This is a genomic window from Leuconostoc sp. C5 (assembly GCF_056530425.1).
This window is the reverse complement of sequence record NZ_CP134351.1, coordinates 1799561-1819744: the sequence shown is the minus strand read 5'-3', so window position 1 is coordinate 1819744 and position 20184 is coordinate 1799561. Positions and strand designations below refer to the sequence as shown.

Annotated in this window: 15 protein-coding genes, 3 tRNA genes, 1 pseudogene and 1 riboswitch; of the genes and pseudogenes, 14 read left to right on the top strand and 5 right to left on the bottom strand. The window is 37.8% G+C overall.

Features of this window, described 5'->3' with window-relative positions; all coding sequences use genetic code 11:
• Window positions 1-9 precede the first annotated feature (9 nt).
• From RHP56_RS09260 to RHP56_RS09245, 4 genes are all read left to right on the top strand, one after another.
• Window positions 10-456, top strand: coding sequence for a F0F1 ATP synthase subunit epsilon (locus RHP56_RS09260; protein WP_011680433.1), 447 nt, complete (start codon window positions 10-12; stop codon window positions 454-456).
• A gap of 370 nt (window positions 457-826) precedes the next feature.
• The gene (locus RHP56_RS09255) at window positions 827-1474 is read left to right on the top strand and encodes a LysM peptidoglycan-binding domain-containing protein (protein WP_102753429.1); all 648 of its coding nucleotides are present in this window, start codon (window positions 827-829) and stop codon (window positions 1472-1474) included.
• Between the two features lie 60 nt (window positions 1475-1534).
• Window positions 1535-2779, top strand: coding sequence for an NADH-dependent flavin oxidoreductase (locus RHP56_RS09250; RefSeq protein ID WP_050884380.1), 1245 nt, complete (start codon window positions 1535-1537; stop codon window positions 2777-2779).
• A gap of 55 nt (window positions 2780-2834) precedes the next feature.
• Window positions 2835-2906: transfer RNA gene (locus tag RHP56_RS09245), tRNA-Glu, on the top strand.
• 72 nt (window positions 2907-2978) lie between these two features.
• Here RHP56_RS09245 and proC read toward each other — a convergent pair.
• The 3 genes from proC to RHP56_RS09230 form a co-directional block, all read right to left on the bottom strand.
• Window positions 2979-3746: a pyrroline-5-carboxylate reductase gene (gene proC / locus RHP56_RS09240; RefSeq protein WP_002815619.1), complete on the bottom strand. Its 768-nt coding sequence runs from the start codon at window positions 3744-3746 to the stop codon at window positions 2979-2981.
• A gap of 56 nt (window positions 3747-3802) precedes the next feature.
• Window positions 3803-5200, bottom strand: coding sequence for an MDR family MFS transporter (locus RHP56_RS09235; protein ID WP_011680429.1), 1398 nt, complete (start codon window positions 5198-5200; stop codon window positions 3803-3805).
• Window positions 5201-5284: 84 nt separating this feature from the next.
• Window positions 5285-5428 (bottom strand): hypothetical protein, encoded by a 144-nt coding sequence (locus RHP56_RS09230; protein WP_002815612.1) that lies wholly within the window; start codon window positions 5426-5428, stop codon window positions 5285-5287.
• An 88-nt stretch (window positions 5429-5516) separates the two neighbouring features.
• On the opposite strand from RHP56_RS09230, the gene mutY reads away from it, so the two are divergent.
• The 4 genes from mutY to RHP56_RS09210 all read left to right on the top strand — a co-directional run bounded on the left by mutY (window position 5517) and on the right by RHP56_RS09210 (window position 7958).
• Window positions 5517-6545, top strand: a complete 1029-nt coding sequence (gene mutY / locus RHP56_RS09225; protein WP_102753428.1) for an A/G-specific adenine glycosylase — start codon at window positions 5517-5519, stop codon at window positions 6543-6545.
• The gene (locus tag RHP56_RS09220; protein WP_060461517.1) at window positions 6529-7638 is read left to right on the top strand and encodes an AI-2E family transporter; all 1110 of its coding nucleotides are present in this window, start codon (window positions 6529-6531) and stop codon (window positions 7636-7638) included. Before mutY ends, RHP56_RS09220 begins: the two co-directional genes overlap by 17 nt.
• A 90-nt stretch (window positions 7639-7728) precedes the next feature.
• Window positions 7729-7810, top strand: a tRNA-Leu gene (locus tag RHP56_RS09215).
• Window positions 7811-7885: 75 nt separating this feature from the next.
• Window positions 7886-7958: transfer RNA gene (locus RHP56_RS09210), tRNA-Thr, on the top strand.
• 29 nt (window positions 7959-7987) lie between these two features.
• Here RHP56_RS09210 and hflX read toward each other — a convergent pair.
• Window positions 7988-9289, bottom strand: coding sequence for a GTPase HflX (hflX, locus tag RHP56_RS09205; RefSeq protein ID WP_042250651.1), 1302 nt, complete (start codon window positions 9287-9289; stop codon window positions 7988-7990).
• A 293-nt stretch (window positions 9290-9582) separates the two neighbouring features.
• On the opposite strand from hflX, the gene trpS reads away from it, so the two are divergent.
• From trpS to RHP56_RS09185, 4 genes and pseudogenes are all read left to right on the top strand, one after another.
• Window positions 9583-10602, top strand: coding sequence for a tryptophan--tRNA ligase (trpS, locus tag RHP56_RS09200; protein WP_002815607.1), 1020 nt, complete (start codon window positions 9583-9585; stop codon window positions 10600-10602).
• A gap of 85 nt (window positions 10603-10687) precedes the next feature.
• A complete protein-coding gene (locus tag RHP56_RS09195; protein ID WP_050884376.1) occupies window positions 10688-12019 on the top strand; it encodes an APC family permease in 1332 nt (443 codons plus the stop codon).
• 1201 nt (window positions 12020-13220) lie between these two features.
• Window positions 13221-14837, top strand: coding sequence for a peptide ABC transporter substrate-binding protein (locus RHP56_RS09190; protein ID WP_050884375.1), 1617 nt, complete (start codon window positions 13221-13223; stop codon window positions 14835-14837).
• Between the two features lie 27 nt (window positions 14838-14864).
• Window positions 14865-16097 (top strand): annotated as a pseudogene (locus RHP56_RS09185) (metal-dependent hydrolase family protein).
• Between the two features lie 46 nt (window positions 16098-16143).
• On the opposite strand, the gene RHP56_RS09180 reads toward RHP56_RS09185, so the two are convergent.
• Complete coding sequence (locus RHP56_RS09180) at window positions 16144-17322, bottom strand: LCP family protein (protein ID WP_011680422.1); 1179 nt, start codon at window positions 17320-17322, stop codon at window positions 16144-16146.
• Window positions 17323-18046: 724 nt separating this feature from the next.
• Here RHP56_RS09180 and RHP56_RS09175 point away from each other — a divergent pair.
• Window positions 18047-18475, top strand: a complete 429-nt coding sequence (locus RHP56_RS09175) for a hypothetical protein (RefSeq protein ID WP_223318531.1) — start codon at window positions 18047-18049, stop codon at window positions 18473-18475.
• 17 nt (window positions 18476-18492) lie between these two features.
• A riboswitch (Lysine riboswitch) is annotated at window positions 18493-18660 on the top strand.
• A gap of 73 nt (window positions 18661-18733) precedes the next feature.
• Window positions 18734-20173 carry an amino acid permease gene (locus tag RHP56_RS09170; protein WP_011680420.1) on the top strand — a complete coding sequence of 480 codons (1440 nt, stop codon included), beginning with the start codon at window positions 18734-18736 and terminating at the stop codon, window positions 20171-20173.
• Window positions 20174-20184: the final 11 nt, after the last annotated feature.

Here is a 20184-nt window from a genome sequence, read left to right as displayed (position 1 = left end):
TATTGACATATGGCAGATGAAACAACAACTGCAACAAAAGGCATTACTGTTCAAATCGTGACACCAGCGGGTGAAGTTTACAATGAAAGTGGTATTGATATCGCTGTTGTAAACACTCAAGGTGGCCAAGTGGGTATCATGGCAAAGCACGTACCGATATTAGCAGCTCTAACAATTGATGAGTTAATCGTCAAGCGCGGTGATGATAAGGAATCATTGGCTGTTAATGGTGGTATTGCTGAGTTTTCAAATGATACTTTGACAGTTGTAGCCGATAGTGCTGAAACTTCGGATGTGATTGATGTGTCACGTGCTGAAAGCGCCAAGGAGCGTGCGGAAGCACGTTTGGCACATGCACAAGATGATCATAATGACGCTGAATTACGTCGCGCACGAATTGCCTTAATGCGTGCGGTGAACCGTATTCACGTTGCTGCTCTGAAATCGGGCCGCTAAATAAAAAGAATTTAAACCCTCGAAATAATTGTTTCGAGGGTTTTTATAATGAAAAAATGATTGAATATCGATAATAAGTCCTAGTTCAAAGTAAGATATAATGACATTTTTAGGCTAAAAACTACATTTTAGTGCAATTAAAAAAGACAGAAAACATCTATATTAAGCAGATAACCAAATATTAAGATTGTTATAAGACAAGGTGATAGTAGAGTGTATAGTAAATAATAGTATGTAATATTCTTGATATGTTCCAGACGTTTGTCTATTATATTCAACGACTAAACTAATACTCGTAAGTTAATTACATGGATGTGCCAATTCTGGTGTATCTAAATCAGAACAGACAACTTTAGGAGTACAAATATATATGTTTAATATTAAGAAGACTTTGACAATCGCTGCCGGTGTTGCCGGTGCCTTAGCGTTCGGAGGAGCCCATGCAAGTGCCGATACAACAGATTATGTTGTTCAATCAGGTGACACATTAAATAAAATTTCAGCAAAGTACAACGTTTCAGTTGACAAAATTGCTGCTCAAAACAACATTTCAAATGTTAACTGGATCGTTACAGGACAACATTTGAGTTTTGCCACAGATGACACAACTTCAACACAAACAGCTTCAACAACAACAGCTGCTGCTGATACTTCATCAACAACACAAGCAGCCTCAACAACATCTTCAACTGATAACACAGCTTCAACTTCAACACAAACAGCTTCAACAACAACAGCTGCTACTAGCTCAACAACAACGTCATCATCTTCATCATCTTCATCATCAGAAACAGCTGCTTTGAATGCACTGATTGCACGTGAATCAAGTGGAAATGTTAATGCTACTAACGGTCAATACTATGGCTTGGGTCAATTATCTGCACAAGCACGTTCTATTTACGGTGGTAACACTGCCGACTACAATGATCAATTGAATGCTATGAAGGCATATATTGCAGCCCGTTATGGTACTGCTGTTAACGCTTTGGCACATTCAAATTCTACTGGTTGGTATTAAAATTTAGTTTTATAAAAAAGAAAATCGCCATTTGGCGTTTTTTTTCGTTATAATAAATTTATGCAAATAAATTACGATTTTTTAGACTCATATACATTTAAAAATAAACCAATAACAGTTCGAAACCATGTAGTTATGGCGCCAACTACGCTAAAAAGCTCTCTGGAAGATGGCAGTGTGTCAGATAATGAACTGAAATATTATCAAATGCGCTCAAATGGTCCGGGAATGATTATTGTTGAGGCAGCATATGTTAATGAACTCGGAAAAGGCTGGGAAGGTGGCCTTTCAGCTGCTGATGACGATAAGATTGAGGGACTGTCAAGGTTAGCTAGTGCAATTCATTCTGGTGGTGCTAAGGCTATTTTGCAGTTATTTGCATCTGGTCGTCAATCAAACCAAACAATTTTGCGTGGTGAACAAATTGTTTCAGCTTCTGCTCAGCCTTACCCTCACGGTAGCCATGAAACGCCTCGTGAGCTTAAACATGAGGAAATTTCGCAAACAATTGAGGATTTTGCAGCAGCAACAAAACGGGCCATATTAGCTGGATTCGATGGTGTTGAGTTGCATGGTGCCAATTTGTATTTATTACAACAGTTTTTTTCACCAGAAAGTAACCGACGCCAAGACATTTGGGGTGGGACTTTAGAAAAAAGAATGCGTTTTGGGTTAGCGGTTACCGCTAAGGTCGGTGATACCATCGATAAGTATGCAGAGCGTCCATTTTTACTGGGCTATAGGCAGTCTCCAGAGGAATCAACTACCCCAGGGATTACATTGGCAGACTCATTAGCTTTTGTACAAAGGTTGGTTACTCTACAGATAGATTATTTACATCTATCACTAAAGGATGCTTTTCAAAAGCCTTTTCGTGACGCAAAAGCCGTCAAACAAATAACGACTTATTATACGGAAGTTTTACCAGATAATGTGCCACTAATGGTAGCAGGACTCATTAAGCAACCGATGCAAGTTGAGTCATTACTCGATGAAGGAGTGACCTTTGCAGCCATGGGTAGAGCGCTGATTGCTGACCCAAATTGGGTTCAGAAAGTAAAATTAAATGATGAAAAGTCTATTAGGTACGCTGTTTCTCCAGCCGATTTTGATCTATTGGGAGTACCCAAGCCACTAAAAAAGTGGTTATTAACTCGTTTTAAAAATGGGTTCCCAGTAACAACTGACATAGAATTCGATCCAAAGACACCTTGGAAATACTATAAAAGTATGCCAACTCAGCCCAGACAACAGATTGATCCGACAAAATTAATGACTTTGAAGAAAAGGGTTGACGATAATTAGTATTCTTGATATACTAATATAGTTGTTTGATTGAAACAAATGACATATTGATCATGGCTCGTTGGTCAAGTGGTTAAGACGCCGCCCTTTCACGGCAGAATCGAGAGTTCGATTCTCTCACGAGCTATCAAAAGTCACAACTTAGGTTGTGGCTTTTTTTGTGTATAAAAAATGCAAATAAAAAGCGTTCTAAGAACGCTTAAGTATGTTTATGATTAACGGTAGCATTGATGGCTGAGTTCACAATAGTATCAAAATCATTCTGTTCAAAATTATCCAATCCAGCACGAGTGGACCCGCCTGGAGAAGCAACGTTGTTCATTAATGTTACTGCATCGCTATTTGATTTTTGTAGGGTTTCAGTTGTACCAGCCACAGTTGAAGCAGCAATGGCGGCTGCACTCTCGCCATCTAATCCGTTGTTGATGCCAGCCTGAGTTAATGCATCGATAAATTTGAGGACAAATGCAGGACCTGAACCCGCGATTGCTGAAAAAATAGCGAAATGTTGTTCATCAAGGACACTAGTAGTACCTAACAAATGCCAGTAATTTTGCACTACTTCAATTTGACTCTCGCTTAAACGCTTTGAAAATGCTAAAGCGGTACTACCTTTACCGATTGCTGAGTTAATATTGGGTAATGAACGAACATTAAAAGCTGTTGGGAACACTTCATCAAGATCCGCAATCGTCACTTGCGCAAGTACTGAAATAACAATTTTACCGTCTAGGTTTAAAGAATTACCCAGCGTACGTAGTTGGTTAGGCAAGAAAGCGATAATGACAATATCACACTTTTTTGTGATTGTTTCTGAGTCGGCTGCTTGGATATGTAAATTTGCTGCCAATTTAGCCGCACTGTGTGGAGAGGAAACATAAATATTTTTACTATCAATACCTGCGTAAATCAAGCCTTTAATCATCGCAGTAGCCATGTTGCCAGCACCAATGAAACCATAATTCATAGTCGAGACTCCTTTGTGTTTTATAGTTACATTATAGCAAACAATATCTGTTTATTTTATGTGGCGCGTGTTTTAAGTTTTAGTAGGCTAGTTAAACTTGCTGCAACCAACATTAAGAATGCAGCAGTTAAAAAAGTTACTTGTACACCATGCAAATCAACTATTTCAGCACTGAGGTGTGCGTGTTTATGACCATAGTTAAGTGCACTTTTCGTCATAATTGTTACCAAAGCGGCTGTACCAAATGATGCTGCAAGTTGTCTGATTGTAGTAAACATGGCAGATCCATCAGGAATGAGTGTTAAAGGTAACGCATTGAAGGCCTCTGTTTGAATTGGCATCAGGACCAAGACTAGTCCAAGTTGACGGACAAACTGTCCGAGAACAGCGAGCCAAAGTGAAGTTGTTAATGTCAGAGAAGCTAAAATAAAAGTGCCAAACGCTGTAATCATAATACCAACTAATGTTAAGTATTTAGCACCGTAGCGATCATATAAACGACCACTCCACGGTGATAAAAATGCGGTTACTAAGGCACCAGGAAACAACACTAGACCTGATTGAAAAGCCGTGGTACCACGCACATTTTGCATATAGAGGGGTAACATCAGTGCACCACCGTACATAGCAATCATCAAAACAACGTTGATTAAAACAGCAACGTTAAATTGTCTATATTTAAATACGGACATATTTAACAATGGTGTTTTAGTTGTATACTGGTGCCAAATGAATAAACTTGTAACAATAATACCTATTAATACAAATCCCCATACAGTAAACTCATTCCAAGGGGTTGCACCTGCGTTAGAAAATCCGTAAAGTAATGATCCAAGACCAATACTTGACAAAACAACACCGATAAAATCGAATTTTAACCTCTTTTGTTGCCCAATATTTTGTAGTAAGAAATAAGCCAAGATGAAGTTCGCAATAATTAATGGTGCGACAAGATAAAATAGGAAGCGCCAACTTAAATTAGTAACGACTAATCCCGACAAGCTGGGACCCAAAGCAGGGGCGAAATTAAGCGCCAAACCGATTGTCCCCATTGCAGATCCGCGTTCATTGGGCGAAAACAAGTTCATGACAACGACGTTCATTAAAGGGCCGAATACACCGGCGCCCATTGCTTGAATCATACGCCCGATAATGAGGACATCAAATGTTGGCGCAAATCCAGCAGTTACTGTTCCGACGGCGAATAGTCCAGCGGCGGTCAAGTATAGTGTACGTGTTGTTAGGCGTTGAATCAGAAAAGCTGTTAACGGAACCATTACACCATTGACTAACATGTAGCCATTTGTCATCCATTGACCCAAGTCTGTGGAAATATGAAATTCACGCATGATATCTGGCAAGGCAACATTCATTAATGTTTGATTCAAAAAGCCTAAAAAGGTGCCGATAACTAATATGATTAAGATTGTTTTTTGCTTTTGTGTTATATTCAACAGTATCCTACCTTTCATGGTTTTTATTCATAAAAATGCAAACAAAAAACCAGTATAAATACTGGTTTTAAGTAGTCAATAAAATTACTTTGTAGAAGGTAATTCTTCTGACTTACCTTTTGCCCATTGTTGCAATTTTGCGATAGCAGCTTGACGTTGTTTTTTAGCAGCGCTATGACTAACTTTGCGGGCACGTGCAAATGAGTTAAGTGGCTTCTTTAATACCATGATTGTGCTCCTTTTTTATTCAATGATTTCATACAAATAATAATTATACGGCAAAATCTATACGATTACAAGTGTTACAATATATATTATGGAAACTTGGAATGAACAAACAATTAAAGAATTTCGTAAAACATTGCTCAATTGGTATGATAAAGAAGGGCGAGTGCACTTGCCATGGCGTGTCAATCATGATCCTTATCGCGTTTTAGTTTCGGAAATTATGCTGCAACAGACACGCGTAGATACAGTTATTCCGTATTTTGATCGCTTTATGACATCGTTACCAACGGTTGGTGATTTAGCGACCGCACCAGAGGATGTTGTGCTCAAATTATGGGAGGGTTTAGGCTACTACTCGAGAGCGCGAAACTTACAAAAGGCGGCGCAGTTTGTTGTCAATGAATTGCATGGGCAATGGCCAGAGAGTAGTGATGATCTGCAAAGCTTGCCAGGAGTGGGTCCATATACAGCGGCAGCTATTGCGTCAATAAGTTTCAATGAGGTAGTCCCAGCAGTTGATGGCAACCAATATCGTGTTTTTAGTAGATTACTTAAAATTGACGCTGACATTGCTGATACAAAATCACGTAAGATATTTTATGATATTATTGCGCCAATTGTTGATCCGGAAAGACCAGGGGACTTTAACCAAGCAATTATGGATTTGGGATCAAGTTATATGACAACCAAAAATCCCGGTAGCTTGTATTCACCGGTGCGTGAATTTAATGCGGCTTTTCGAGATGGTGTTGAGGATCAATACCCTGTTAAAACCAAGAAACAACGACCAGTAAAACAGTTGTTTATGGCTTCAGTTTTTGAAAAAGATGGTAAATTATTATTTGAAAAACGACCGGATAGCGGTTTGTTAGCTGGATTTTGGACATTTCCACTAACACAAATTGAAAGTATAGAATCAATTACGGGTCAACAGTTAAATATTAAGCCCGTGACACATATTTTTACACATCGTCGATGGGAAATTTGGTTAGTGAAGCAAGAAACAGCTATGTTGAATGATAATCAACAATATTTTAGTTCTGATGAGTGGTCGGCATTAAGCTTACCAAAGGTACAACATAAATTATTGGAGAAATTATATGATACCGAATTCTAAATACAAAAATATATTTTTTTGGACCATTGAATTATTAGCGCTATCGCTCTTAATTTTGATTGTTTCCCGATTTGATTTTCTAATGAAACCAATTTCAGTATTTATTTCCACGGTTTTTGTACCATTGATTGTCGCCGGATTTTTGTACTATGTTTTGAAACCTGTTTTGACACTTTTAAAGAAAATTACAGTTAAAGGGCATAAAATGCCGCATCAACTGGCTGTTATAATTACTTTTGTGTTGTTCCTAGCCGTGATAGCTGGTTCCTTGATTTTATTGATACCAACTCTAGTGGCGGAAATTACTAATTTAATTACTGCATTACCTGAATTTGCACAAAACGTACAGCGCTTTGTAACAGATTCACTACAAAGTAAGTGGTTATCAAATTTAAATTTGTCAATTGATATAGATGAAGTAAAGAGTGCTGTTGGCAAGTACTCGGCTTCTTTTTTAACTATTACGGCAGGTACATTAGGCAGTGCTGTCTCGATGGTTACATCGGTCACGATTAATGTCGTGACTATTCCAGTCGTTTTATTTTATATGCTAAGTGATGGTGATCGCTTGCTACCAGCAATCCAGAAGCTTTTTCCGGTTCGTTTTGCTGATAATGTCAAAGAATTGACACTTAAAATGGATAAAACTATTGAAAGATATATATCGGGGCAAGCTCTTGAAATGTTGTTTGTCGGGATGACCATGGCTGTGGGTTATTTAATTATTGGTGAACCATACGCATGGTTACTGGGTGTGATTGCTGGTATTACTAACATTGTGCCATATATTGGCCCTTGGATTGGGGTTATACCAGCGTTGATTGTTGCCAGTACACAATCATGGAAACAAATGTTGTTGGTAATGATTGTGATGATGGTTGTTCAGCAATTGGATGGAAACTTTATTTATCCAAATGTTATTGGAAAATCATTACAAATTCACCCATTAACAATTATGATTCTTTTGATGGTAGCCGGTAATCTTTGGGGTATTTTTGGCATGATATTGATTGTGCCAATGTATGCAGTTGCTCGAACTGTTGTTAAATTTGCCATTGAAATGCGTCAATTGACTAAGGAATCGTTAGAATAGCAGTTTTTTAACATTTTTTTGATTTAAGTTGTATTACCCTCTTGACTGATTTAGTTTTTTCCAGTAGAATTAAAGGGTTGTGTGATACATGCGGGTGTGGCGGAACTGGCAGACGCGCTGGATTTAGGTTCCAGTGGAGTAATCCGTGCAGGTTCGATTCCTGTCACCCGTATAATATGGCCGCCGCCATATTTATATATTGAGGTATCTGGTATTATTCACTTGTAGTACCTGAGTACTTTAATTTGCCGACCTAGCTCAGTTGATAGAGCACCTCACTAGTAATGAGGGGGTCGCCGGTTTGAGCCCGGCGGTCGGCATAATTACTTTCAAGAAAAAGCATGAATTCCTATGAATTCATGCTTTTTTCTTTCGTAATATATTGTTGAAATAAGTTTCGCTCAACTTCAGATAGCTCAATGGTTAACCAACTACCGGTTTCGTCATATTGTTCTTCTATAAATTTATGTTTTGCCGCTAATTGGGCAACAACATTTCCTTTATCAAAGGGTATATGCAAAGTTACGACTTCGCTGTCGTTAAAAATATGTTTAACAATGAGATCAATCAATGCATCTTGAGAATTGGTATCTAGTGCTGACAAAGTAATCACGTTATCGCCAGAGATGTCCGGATAGTGCAACTCAGTGCGATCAGCTTTGTTATATACTGTAATAACGGGTTTACCAGTAACACCAATCTCAGTTAATGTTTTCTCAGTTGTTTCCATCATAGCTTTATAATGCTCGTCTGAAACATCCACCACGTGCAGTATTAGATCTGCATTTGCCGCTTCTTGTAATGTTGATTTGAAAGCAGCAACTAAGTTATGAGGTAGCTTGGATACGAAACCAACCGTATCACTTAATAAAAACTGTCTTTTATCAGGAAGAGTCAGTTGTCTAACTGTGGTGTTTAGCGTAGCAAATAGCATATCTTTTTCAAACACTTGCTTACTATCATCATTGTCTGCACCAACACCAAAACGCATCAACAAACGATTCATCAAGGTAGACTTTCCAGCGTTTGTGTAGCCAACCAGTGCTACGTTTGGTAAGTTGTTAGCGTGTCGTTGCATTGAACGCGTATTTTCACTTTTATCTAAATCAGCCAGTTCTTGACGAACATGAACCATTTGAGACGTAATACGTTGGCGAGATTGTTCTAGCTTTGTTTCACCAGAACCACGTGAGGTGAAACCTGCGCCACCTGTACCTGTTTGTTGATCTAATGAAATTGACATGCTTGTACGTAAGCGTGGTAATTGATATTGTAAACGTGCTAACTGAACTTGGAGTTTTGCAACTTTAGTCTGGGCTCGTTGTGCGAAAATTTCGAGAATTAAACCAGTACGATCGACAACAGTAGCATCTGTTGTTTTTTCTAGGTTACGAATTTGAGAAGGTGTCAATTCATCGTTGACAACAATCATATCAACGTCATAAGTTTTTACAGCTTCACCTAACTCTTCGACCTTACCTTTACCAAAGTAAGTGCTAGGATTTGGTCGTTCTAGCTTTTGGGTAAAAGTTTCAACGGGTTCAAGATTATTTGCTTTTGCTAGGTTCGCTAGTTCTTCTAATTCGTAGTCTAGGTTTCCCTGATTAGTTGTTAAGCCAACTAAAAATACTTTACGAGGGTTTTCTTGCATAAAAAATGCCTCCAATCAACTTGCGAGACCGGTGACAGTTTACGTGTTTAGTACGAAAAAGGCAGACCAATCTCAAGAAAAGCGCATAAAAACAATCTATTGCTTTTATTCACCACATCTTAAAAATTGTTCAACAAGTTCTCGTACCTCTTTCTTCTTAATAGTGATAGTGTATAAGTTTTATAGGAAAATGTCAATAATAACGTACTTTGTTTTGTGATAATTTCTTCAACGCTGCTCCTAGATTTAACGTATAATAGAATGAGTTAACTAATTAATAGAAGGTTTTGAACATGTCAAAAGAAATTTATTTAACTGGTGATCGTCCCACTGGTAAACTACATATTGGTCATTATATTGGATCGTTAAAAAACCGTGTGAGCATGCAAAATTCTGGCGATTACTTGCCATTTGTTATGATTGCTGATACACAAGCATTTACAGATAATGCTCGTAATCCGGAAAAAATACGTCAATCATTAACCGAGGTAGCCTTGGACTATTTGGCGGTTGGTATTGACCCAGCTAAGACAACCATTTTTGTACAATCACAAATCAAAGGGTTATTCGAACTTACAGAATACTTTATGAACTTGGTTAGTGTCGCTCGGTTGCAAAGAAATCCAACAGTTAAGTCAGAAATTAAACAAAAAGGCTTTGATGAGGGAATCCCTGCAGGATTTTTGACATATCCAGTATCACAAGCAGCTGATATCGCTATTTTCCGAGCAACAAAGGTGCCAGTAGGGGATGATCAAGAACCTATGCTTGAGCAGACACGTGAATTAGTACGCTCGTTCAATAATGCTTATAAGTCTGATGTCCTAGTTGAACCAGTTGGTGTTTTTCCACCCAAGGGGCAAGGGCGTTTACCAGGTTTAGATGGTAATGCAAAAATGTCCAAGTCATTAAATAACGGTATTTTCTTGAGTGATGATGCGGATACATTGGTGAAAAAGGTTAAGTCAATGTATACAGATCCCTTACATATCAATATTACTGATCCTGGTCATGTTGAAGGTAATGTGGTGTTTACTTACTTAGATATTTTTGATCCGGATAAAAAACGTGTTCAAGAACTAAAAGATCAGTATACTGCTGGTGGCTTAGGTGATATGAAAATAAAAAAGCATTTGATAGATGTCATGGAAGCTGAAATGGCACCAATTCGTCAACGACGCGAAGAATACGCCCAAGATATCCCAGCGGTTTTGAACATGTTGCAAGAAGGCTCAAATAAAGCCAATGTTGTCGCCGAGGAAACAATGAAAGATGTCCGTCACGTGATGGGACTGGATTATTTTAGTAATTAAAAGCTCGGACTTTCCGAACTTTTTTATTTGATGTGATGGGTATTGATGAATAATAAAGATATCATCTATTTATCTTGGAGATATGATGGGAAATAATGAACAGAAATTGAATCGTGGTTTTGGATTAACAGCATCATTAGCTTTAGTTGTTGGAACAATCATTGGTTCTGGTATATTTTTTAAGCAAGGCAGTGTCTTAGAATCAGCAGGTAGTACAAACGCAGCGATGCTAGCGTGGATTGCTGGAGGTCTTTTAACGCTAGCGTCAGGAATCAGCGTAGCTGAAATTGGCTCTCAAATGGACAAAACTGGTGGCATTTATATTTATATCGAGAAAATTTATGGTAAGATTTGGGGTTTCTTAGCTGGGTGGATGCAAGTGGTATTTTACGGCCCAGCAATGATGGGATCTATTGCAGCATATTTTGGCATTTTATTTGTTGATTTATTTGGATTATCTAAGTCTTTAGCTATACCATCCGCAATTATTGCATTATCTTTTGTAGGTCTTATTAACTCAATTCCAAACCGATTCAGTGCCGGTTTTCAAATAATAACAACTACAGTGAAAATGTTGCCGATTATTGCATTAATCATTTTTGGCCTTTTTTTTGGACAGCATGATGCGATTGGACAGACTGTTGCTCAGGTTTCGCAGAGTGGCCAAGGTGGCTTCGGAGTGGCTGTATTAGCCACCTTATTTGCTTACGATGGTTGGGTTACTCTAGCTAATATAAGTGGTGAAATTAAAAATCCACAAAAAGTATTACCCAAGGCTATTATTTTTGGTATTTTGATTGTTCTAGTTGCCTATGTTGGTGTGAGTTTTGGCGTTTATCAGAGTTTGCCCGCTAATACTATTGTTAAGTTGGGACAAAACACAACGTTATACATGGCTACAAATGCATTTGGTATTATTGGTGGCAGGTTATTGAGTATCGCTGTATTAATTTCTTTACTTGGAACACTAAACGGGAAAATCGTTTCATTCCCTCGGGTGTTGTTTGCAATGGCTAACGATGGATTGTTTCCGTTTGCCAAACAATTTGCCAAAATCAATATGCGTTCTCGAACACCTAATAAGTCCATTTGGTTTATGATTTTTCTTGGCATTTTAATGATTGTCTTTACAAATCCAGATAGATTAACCGATATTGCGATTTTTACAACCTTTTTATTTTATATACTTGTTTTTGCTGGTGTTTTTAAATTACGCAAAAAGGATCCTTTTGGAGAGAAGCGTAGCTTTTCTATGCCGCTGTATCCTTGGATACCAATCGTCGCTATTTGTGGTTCACTCTATGTTGAAATCTCTGAGATTATGCACGATTTGTCTGGTGTAATAATTTCTATAGCAATTGTCGCTGCTGGTTACCCTGTTTATATATTCTTATCTCGCCGCACGAATAAGGAGTAAAGTATTTGTAAATATTGATCTAATAGAATGCTATTAGTTTGATTAAATCGGACAGAAATATATATGATTTAGTGAAGAACTGACATAGCAATAGTATCATATGTGCTCCTCTTCAATCCCTTAATTTTCAAATGAGATGTTTTAGTCCTTTAGTTGTTCGCAATGTGACGGTCTTGAACAGCTAATAACAACATGGCCTATCCATTTTTGGATGGGCTTTTTTGTTTCAAAGAGAGATTTAAATTGGCGGTAATTAATAAGGTCACCAGACAAAATTGTTAATCTCATACTGTCACGAGATTTGAAAACCTCTATACTGGACGTCAAAATAGGCATAGAAGTGGAGGAGAGATGAATAGCGTCCTCAAAATGGATAGCTATATGATACGAGATTCTTTCAAGGTTAGCTTCGATTGGGATTCGAAGTCCTGTTCGCTTGAATAGGCTGATAGTGCTGCACGCTGTAACGCATGAAGATAATTAGTATCGAGAATATGGTCTCGGGCTGAGGACATCGAAAAAGCAGTAACACGGGAATTTACTAAAGTAATGACTAGATATCAAGCTGAAGCAATTGCGAATATGAATCGTTTGAAAAATTTATCAATCATTTAGATTATCTGTCGATGTAAAACAATAAACCAGATAACGTACTAATAACCCATCAACAACTCTATCAGCACAATTTTATGGTGAAACTGGAAATGATTATTTGATTAAATGGGAAATTTTATAATCGTTAACGTATAAAAATGCATGCCTAAGAGAACAGTTGATAGTATATAAAAAATCAAGTGGTGGTCAAAATTAACCGGTAAGAAATTACGAGATGTTTTCTTTAATCAAGATGTCAACACATTGAATCCCCTAAATAAATGCTCTAAATTGATATTTATTATAATTTAAAAAAATAGTTGAAAAATATACCATAATAATGTAATATTAATTTCATCAAATATGTCGGGAGAACAACATGATGATTAAAACAAAAATGAAAAAGAAAGCTGAACAAGCACAATTACTCCTCAACGCCCTCATTCTTGAGTAAAGCGGTTGAGCATTTTCAGTCGCTACAATATGTGCGACTGGATTTGCTTTCCGTGAAAATAACACGACATTATCAAAAAGCCAATCCATTAACGGATTGGCTTTTTGATTTTAACCGTGTGACGATACATTTGCACGAATACGAGGAAAATATATGAACAAGAATATACGTTGGGCAGCAGGAGTGATCATTGTCGCTACTATATCAGGGGTTTTGTTTACGAAGAATAATGATGGCGATGTTAGCAAAGTGCGAACTCTGCAAGTTATGATGAAAGACGATGTCATGACGATGAATCCAATTATGACTACCGATATTTATTCAAGTCAAGCACAAGATCAAGTTTATGAAGGACTTTATCGATATAAGGGCAATAAAGTTGTCCCTGCTATGGCAGAAAAAATTGTTAAACCTTCACAAAATGGCACCGTTTATACTTTCAAAATACGTGATAACGCTAAATGGTCGAATGGCGACAAAGTTACAGCACAAGATTTTGTGACTGCAATTCGTGTAACTGCCGATCCAAAAACAAAATCACAAGCGTCTGCTGACGCAATTTCAATTATGAAAAATTATGATTCGGTGCATGTGGGTGCGATGACACCGGATAAACTAGGCGTTAAAGCGATTGATTCTCACACAGTCCAAATTACTTTAACGCAAGCAACACCATCATTTGATAAATTGGCAACTGCAATCATTCCGGTTAACACTAAAAATTATGCTAAGTGGGGGAATAAGTATGGTACAGCTTCAGAATACATGGTGACTAATGGCGCATATCAAATGAATGGTTGGACTGGAACAAATTCAAGTTTTATGTTCACTAAAAATTCAAATTATTGGTCAGCTAAACGTGTTCAAATTGAGAAGGTCAAAGTTCGTGTCATAAAAACGCCAATGACTGCTGCCAATGAATTTAAGAATAAGCACTTAGATATTGCACAGTTGTCTGATGAATATATCAAGACTTATAAAAATACAAAGTACTATCATGCTACACCACAAGCTGTTGTTAGAGGGATATACTTTAATGAGACGAGCGATAAAACGAATAATCAGCATTTGCGACAAGCATTTGGATATTTAATCGATCGTGAGGCTATTACGTCTAACGTAATGAATGATGGTTCAATGCCACAATCAAACGCCGTGCCAAAAGGAATTATGACGAATCCTATAACTGGCGCAGATTTTACTAAAGACGCTGGCACACAATTTAAGGTGGACAAGAAAAAAGCACAATCTGAGTGGTCTGCATATTTGCAGAGTATTGGAAAAAATAATGCTACGTTTACAATGACATTTGACGATGATTCAACCAGTAGAAAGGTTGGGGCGTACATTCAATATGCTGCTGAACACACTTTTAAGGGCATTAGCATTAATACAAAGTATGTTCCGCATTCACAAGTTGTCTCAGAAGTGTTAAAACAGGATTTTGATATGGTAAATATTGGTTTAAGTGTTAATGTACCGGATGCAGCATATCCATTGGCAATTGGAAAAACCGGATATGGATTGAATTTTTCAAAGGTCAGTGATAAGACATACGATGGGTATCTAACAATGGCAGCGACACAAGTAAGTGATACTAAAAAACGCTATGAAACATTACAGGTCGCCAATGAATACTTCACCAAAATAAAAGCATATATGGTACCGATATATCAACCGGTGACAGCCAACGTTGTTACCGATAAAATTGGTGGATTTAAAGGTAATAGTTTTCATTCGCCAGCATATCAGGATATGTATTGGAAATAAGATAATAAATAAAGGCAGGATTAGCAAATGACAGAAACTAAATATTATAATTTTAATGGTTTTAATTCAAAAACAGGTAATTTTGATCCACAATGTTATGCCATTGTGGATGATGAAACAGGACGATATACTGAAGTCGGGCATGGTGAAGGTCCTAAATTGGGACAGAGCGTTGATGTGGGTGAAAAATATATGATGCCTGGTATAATTAATACGCACATTCATGTTGACTCTGATGTGAATTATGAATTTGGAAAAACTAAATTTGGTGTGGATAATGAAAACGAACATGTTCGTGCAGTGATTGTGGCAACCCACAATATGAAAACGATGTTACGTCATGGTGTAATAGTTGTACGAAATGTTGGAACAGCACGCATGACAGATATTGAAATTGCACGCATGCAGCGTGAAGGCAGTGTATAAGGACCAATGATGATTGCTAGTGGGGCAGCTTTTTCCATGACTGGTGGGCACGGTAGTGGTGGAGGAGGCATTGAGGTAGATGGTGTTGATGAAGTGCGCAAGGCAGTACGGCAAGCTATGAAAGAAGGCGCTCAAATCATTAAGTTTATGGTGACTGGCGGGGTGAGCGCTGGAGATTTTGAAAATCCCAATCAAGTTCAATTAAATGAAGACGAGGTACGAGCAGGTGTTATTGAAGCACATAAAAAAGGTATCAAAGTTGCGGCACATGCTCAAGGGGCTGAGGGAATTAAGATTGCAATTCGTGCTGGTGTTGACTCCGTTGAACACGCATTTCACATTGATGATGAAGCAATTGATATGATGAAAGTAAATGGGACCTTTGTAGTTCCAACAATGATTGCGATGAAGCGTATTATTGATCGGCCTGAGGAAGTTCCGGCATGGATGATTGAACGTGCGACAACGCATTGGCAAGCACATCAGAAGAGCGTTGCACGAGCTGCCGTGGCAGGAGTTAACATTGCCATGGGAACAGATGCTGGTACACCCTTCAATGGTTTTGCAAATGAGAGCGCTGTGGAAATGGATATGATGGTTGAATTTGGTCATATGACACCACAACAAGTTTTACAATCAGCTACGATTAATGCAGCTAAATTGATGGGAATTAGTGATAATTATGGGATGATAGCAGTTGGGCAATATGCTGACTTCATCGTAATTCAAGAGAACCCAAATGATAATATGAAAGCTATTCAGGAAAAAGATAAGTGGGTATTTCAACATGGGCAACCCGTGGTATTTCATCAAGAAGAGAACATCATTTCATAGATAAATGAAAAACGTAAAAAAGACGCCTTTAAAGGCGTCTTTTTATTTAATTTGATGAATCATCAGAATCTGTTGATTCATCATCTGCTGGTCGGAGAGAATCAGCTATTGTTTGTAGAGAACTTGGTATGTCACCACCATATGCTGAGCCGGTGGAAGCGTGCTTTAAGCCAAGTGCTTTACGAGCTAAGTTAGTAACGCGTTGCTTTTCTTTTTGAGTAACAACTTCATATGAAACGTTGTTCCCTTCAGAATCAGGATAACTCGTGCTGACACCCTGAATATGCTCGGTGACAATATTTTTTGCTGCATTAATGTATTTGCTAGCAATTGTCGTTATATCTCCAAATGACAAATCAGTTTGAACATTTGAACTCATTGTATTCATAAACTTTGTATTTAACAAACTTGAAACATTAGCTGACTTTTTGATCAAACCTTCTAATACCAATCGTTGACGTTTTTGACGCCCATAGTCACCATCTGGATCATCGTAACGCATGCGCGAGAATGCAAGGGCTGCATCACCAGTCATGACGTGCTTGGTTGCCGACCAAGTGACCCCATTATCATCAGAATGTTCATAGCCTGTGCTTCCCTTGTGGAAACGGTATAGGTTTGCACCGTAAGCATGGGCTGTTTCCTGACTATAAGTGAAGTCAATGGGGGACTTAACAGAAATTCCCCCAACTTGAGTAACCATTTTTTCCAAGCCGGACATATTAACTAAGGCATAAAAATCAATAGGAATGTTTAAGTAAGATTCTACAGTTTTAATGGCAGTTGCCGTTGAACCATAGGCGTAGGCTGCATTTATTTTTTGAGGGAAAGTACTTTCGTACCCCGGAATAGAAACCATTGCATCACGAGGGATAGAAATCATTGTTGTTTTTTTTGTCTTGGGGTTAACAAGAAGCAACATCATTGAATCGGTACGTCCTTTGTATGTACGTCCTAATTCACCGGTATCCGTTCCAAATAACAAAATAGACAAGGGCTTTCCACTTTGAACAACGCTTGAGACGTTTCGGGATTTAGTGACGCCACTGCTCTTGTATGTTTTATCAATTGCTGATTTAGTATTATGGATAGCCATCCAAGCAAATGTGCCTGACACGATAAGTAAGAGACCGACAATAAGCAAGATAATATTTCGTAGTCTGTGACTACTTTTTGAATAGCGATCAATTCTGGACTTAACTGCAGTTTGTTTATTTTTTTTCATAACGGTCTCTCGATTGTTTTGGCCAATGAAATATGGCGGTTTGTAAGATAATAAAGACAGCTACCGAATTTTATCGATATACTGCCATTTTGGGGCAACAAAGGCAAAAGGCTTGAAACTAACGATCAATCAAAAAATAGTAACCAGTGTTCTCACCATATTTTGAGATTATTCATCTAGCAATAATTCATCTGCCATGTATAGATATTTAAGGGCACGACTAAAAATATCGGCAAAAAACCAACTGATAGTAATGATATCGGACCAAGTTAAAGTCAAGATTAAATTTTAACCATATCAGCTTTTTTTTATAATTATATCTCATATAATGCTACAATTATTAAGAGCTATAAGCAAATGAGTTTGTAGAAATTTAATATTTGGGAGAATGTGAGCAAGCGGGGTCAATTGAGCATATTGAATATCATTGTCGTCATAAAACTATGTTTTTGTCAGTACAATTTGAATATGCTTATCCGTATCATCACAATTATAAACAATGTTAATTCCACCGGATAAATTAAGAAAAATTTTAATCATTACCTTTGGCATTATTTTTGTTTTTTTAGGTATTCAAGTTAGATTTCATATGATATTTATGCAAGTTCTGGACGCGACTACAGATTTTGCAGTAAACAATATTTTATCGTTGAAAATACCCCTATACTTAGGGTTAGGTAATCTTTTTTCCCATTATTGGGTCGTCATCCCATTGATAGCGGTTATGGTAGCATTTCTTTATTTAATAAATTACAAAATCGCTGCCTGGTGGTTTGCCATTACACAATTGGTTGCGATGTTGCTGACATGGGTTATTACAATTATTTTGCGCATCCATTGGCAGGATGGTCCTAAAATAGGTGAAACTATTCCTAACTTATTGTTGGTGTGGTGGTTGCAATTGCTCTTACTACTAGTCATTATTATGCCACATTTGGTTAAGTCGAGAAAAATTCAAGTGATGATCAATATTTTAATTGGTTTATTTTGGTTATCAATTATGTTAGCCCGTATTCAATCTCATCATATGGCATTGACTAGTGGTTTGGGAGCAATTACCTTTGGTTATTTTTGGTGGCAGTTTAGTGCACAACAATATTATAAACGGGCGAGACATTGGCAAAAGGTACTTGAAATTGACGGGCGCGTGTAAGTGTGTTATTATTTTCATATTGTCAAAGAGGTTGCAGCCAACATGAGTCACATGAATGAGTCCGCCAGGATGTTGAAATCATGTAAAAGGGAAGGTTGCCGAAAGGGTTAACAGGCAAGATAACCTTTGGGCTAGTGATTAAGAGTTGCTAGACTGTCGCAGAAATGCGGTGCGCTTTGAAAAGTGATTATATAATGACTTTTTAAACCTCTTCCTGTTTGCTAAGGAGAGGTTTTTTTATTTTGAGAAGGAGATTTTATGTCTGAACATAAAGGGCACATACAGCGTAATTTAAAAACGCGCCATGTGTCAATGATTGCATTAGGTGGTTCAATTGGAACGGGCTTATTCGTAGCTTCGGGAGCCACTGTTGCGCAAGCAGGTCCTCTGGGTGCTATTGTCGCTTATTTAGCTATTGGTGTGATGGTTTATTTCTTAATGACTTCGCTGGGTGAAATGGCTACTTATTCACCAACTTCAGGTTCATTTTCCGACTATGCTGGTAAATATGTTGACCCAGCATTGGGGTTTGCCATGGGATGGAACTACTGGTTTAATTGGGCTATAACATTAGCTGTCGACATTGTGGCAGTTGGCTTGGTGGCTGAATTTTGGTTTCCAAATACACCAGGGTGGATATTTTCCGCGATTGCTTTATTACTTATCTTCTTAATTAATATTTTTTCAGTTGGAACTTTTGGAGAAGCTGAGTTCTGGTTGTCGATGATAAAGGTAGTAACTATTATTGCCTTCTTGATTGTTGGTCTGGCTACTATTTTTGGTGTAATTCATTCTGACATCAATGTCATGAAAAACTTGTCGGTCGGTAATCACGGATTTGTTGGTGGACCTCAAGCTATCTTGTCAGTATTCGTTGTTGCTGGATTTTCTTTTCAAGGAACTGAGTTAATTGGTATTACTGCTGGAGAAGCAGAGGATCCTGATAAGTCAGTTCCCAAGGCGATAAATCAAGTGTTTTGGCGTATCTTATTGTTTTATATTCTGGCAATTTTTGTCATTTCCGCTCTGGTTTACTATAAAGATCCGCGCTTGTTGAGTTCTTCCACACAAAACATTGCGGTCTCACCATTTACAATCGTATTTAAAAACGCAGGAATTGCTTTTGCGGCTAGTTTAATGAATGCAGTTATCTTAACATCAATTGTTTCGTCAGCAAATTCAGGTTCATATGCTTCTACACGTATGTTGTATGCTATGGCGCGTAAAGGGGATGCCCCTAAAATTTTTGCCAAGCTTTCAACTAGAGGGGTTCCAGTTGCAGCCTTAGTATTAACTACTGCGATTGGGTTATTAGCATTTATTGCTAACACCAAAGGGGGATCAGTTGCTTATACTTGGCTGGTCAATGCTTCTGGGTTAACTGGATTCATCGCTTGGGTCGGCATTGCTATCTCTCATTATCGCTTCCGAAGAGCTTATGTGGCGCAAGGAAAGAGTCTGTCTGATTTGAAATACAAGGCTAAGTGGTTCCCATTCGGTCCACTATTTGCGCTAGTGATTTCTATTGGTGTTATTATTGGTCAGGATCCGGACAGTTTTGCCCATCTAAATTGGGAAAAAATATTTGTGACCTACTTATCAGTTCCTTTGTTTGTAATCTTATACTTTTGGTACAAGGTTTCTCACAAAACGAAGCTAATTGCTCTAAAAGATGTTGATCTAAAACAATATAAATAAAGACATATAAA